The sequence below is a fragment of the Actinophytocola sp. genome (assembly GCF_036402745.1).
In the GTDB taxonomy this organism is placed as follows: Bacteria; Actinomycetota; Actinomycetes; order Mycobacteriales; family Pseudonocardiaceae; genus Actinophytocola.
Map to the genome: position 1 here is coordinate 1 of NZ_DASWSJ010000074.1, position 1,980 is coordinate 1,980.

Annotated in this window: 2 protein-coding genes and 1 pseudogene; 1 reads left to right on the forward strand and 2 read right to left on the reverse strand. The window is 70.8% G+C overall.

The window, feature by feature from the left end; all coding sequences use genetic code 11:
* Positions 1–231: pseudogene (locus VGD70_RS07100) on the forward strand (cyclase family protein); the annotation flags it as partial.
* A gap of 284 nt (positions 232–515) precedes the next feature.
* Here the strand turns inward: VGD70_RS07100 and infA are convergent.
* Together infA and VGD70_RS07110 are read right to left on the reverse strand one after the other, a co-directional pair.
* Positions 516–740: a translation initiation factor IF-1 gene (gene infA / locus VGD70_RS07105; protein ID WP_331079337.1), complete on the reverse strand. Its 225-nt coding sequence runs from the start codon at positions 738–740 to the stop codon at positions 516–518.
* Positions 737–1,543 (reverse strand): GNAT family N-acetyltransferase, encoded by an 807-nt coding sequence (locus VGD70_RS07110; protein ID WP_331079339.1) that lies wholly within the window; start codon positions 1,541–1,543, stop codon positions 737–739. The genes infA and VGD70_RS07110 overlap by 4 nt, the downstream gene beginning before the upstream one ends.
* Positions 1,544–1,980 lie beyond the last annotated feature (437 nt).

Consider the following 1,980-nt stretch of genomic DNA (forward strand, 5'->3'; position numbering starts at 1 on the left):
GGCGCCGACACCCCCCAGGACGTTCAGCCGTCGGGGTACGAAGACGTGTTGATGCCGGTTCACGCCGTGAGCCTCGTCGCGATGGGTCTGTGGCTGCTCGACAACTGCGACCTGGAGATGTGCGCGACGACGGCCGCCGAGTTCGGCCAGTGGGTCTTCCACCTCGCAGTTGCGCCGGTCCGCTTCGCCGGTACGTCCGGCAGCCCGGTCAACCCGATCGCCACATTCTGACCGAGACCGGGCAGGTCGGAGTTAGGGCATTTCGCCTTCTGGCGGATACATCGACTGGTACAACCACCGCCGCCTCCACGGCGAGCTCGGGCTGATCCCACCCGTCCAGCGCGAGGCCCTCCACCACGACACCCAGCTCGCCCGGCAACCCGCCGAGGCGTGAGAACACCGTCTCCGCCAAACCCGGTACCTGACAGGCGGCGGCGAGCTGGTGGGCGTCGAGCTGAACGCGGGGTACCGACGGCCGCCCGGCCGCCGGTACCGCGATCGGATCAGGCCCGGCGCTACGTCCGGTACCGGAACAGGATCCGGCCCCGGTTCAGGTCGTACGGGCTGAGCTCGACGAGCACCCGGTCGAGCAGCACGATCCTGATGTAGTTCTTCCGGATCTTCCCGCTGATGTGCGCGAGCACCTTGTGCCCGTTCTCGAGCTCCACCCTGAAGGTGGCGTTGGGCAGGCACTCGACGACGGTGCCCTCGACCTCGATGGCTCCTGCTGTCTTCGTCATACGCCACGCACCATTTCCACGGCGCTGCTCACGCGCTGCGCGCCGATGCCCTCGAACAGCGCCCTCGCCGCGCTGTTGCGCTCGTCCACCTCGGCCGACGCCGCCTCGACCCCGCCGCGGTGCAGCGCACCCAGCACCTCGGCCAGCATCGCCCGGGCGATGCCGCGGCAGCGCAGACCCTCGCGGACCGCGACCAACCCGATCCGCGCGTGCCGGCGGCGCGCCACCACCCGGACCAGCCCCACGTACCGATCGGCAGCCTCGGCCACCGCGTACCTCGACGGGTCCATGGGAGCCCCGTCCGGCCGGGCCGGCACCTCGACCGGCATCGAGTCCCAGCCCACGCGGGCGTCGACCTCGGCGCGGACCGCCTCGTACACCTCGCGCAGCGCGGGCTCCCGCGCCGCACCGAGGCCCAGGATCGTCACGTCCGACGGCGCCGGCGCGGTGTCGAGCCCGGTGACCAGCGGGTCGGTGGCGAGGAGGTACTCCCGTTCCCGGCGCCGGACGGTGAGGCCTGCCCGCTCCCAGCGGGCCGTCAGGTCGTGGTCGGCCTCGTCGACCATCGTGTACAGCGGGCTCGGCAGGTCCGCCAGCATCGCGGTCGCGAGCCGGTCGAAGACCGCGCCGTGCCACGTGTCGATGCTGAGGAAGACCCGGCCGTCGGGTCGGCGAGATGCCTCGCCGTGGCCGATCACCAGGTCGTCCTCCACGGCCCGCCACCGCAGGTCGTCGACCCGGGTGATCACCGCGTGCCTGCCGACGGTCGGGGGTGCGCCCGCGCTGAAATGCACGGAGTCCATAGGTTTTGCCCTCTCAGAAGTGCCTGGTGGGAGGCGCTCCTGGCGACACCTACGTCAATCGCCCGATCGTAACGGAGAGGGGAGCACCCACGTGCGTACAACGAGCATGGGTCTCACCTCCAACGGCCGGGTCGCGATCGCCCGCACGGTATCAGCGCGGGCACCCTCGCCCGCCACCGATTTTCCGGGCCCGGCCCTAGCCTAGGCGCGGCGGCATGTGTCTGGCCCGGGGAGAGGTGTCGGGGGCAAGCGGAAGCGGAGCGAGTTTCCGGGAGCGCCAGAGGTCCCGCAGGGCCCGGAAAGTCGTGGAACGTGCTTGCGGCCGACGCCGACCGTGTACCTGAAGGCCACTGGCTACTTCGGTACCGCACCACCGCCACCGCGGCACGGCAAGAAAGTTCGAAGTGGTCGTCGAAATCCGGTGAGGTCACCCGAAG

Bases quoted from the DNA above. Each gene is read 5' to 3' on its own strand.
- infA (WP_331079337.1), bottom strand. From the start codon at position 740: ATGACGAAGACAGCAGGAGCCATCGAGGTCGAGGGCACCGTCGTCGAG.
- VGD70_RS07110 (WP_331079339.1), bottom strand. From the start codon at position 1,543: ATGGACTCCGTGCATTTCAGCGCGGGCGCACCCCCGACCGTCGGCAGG.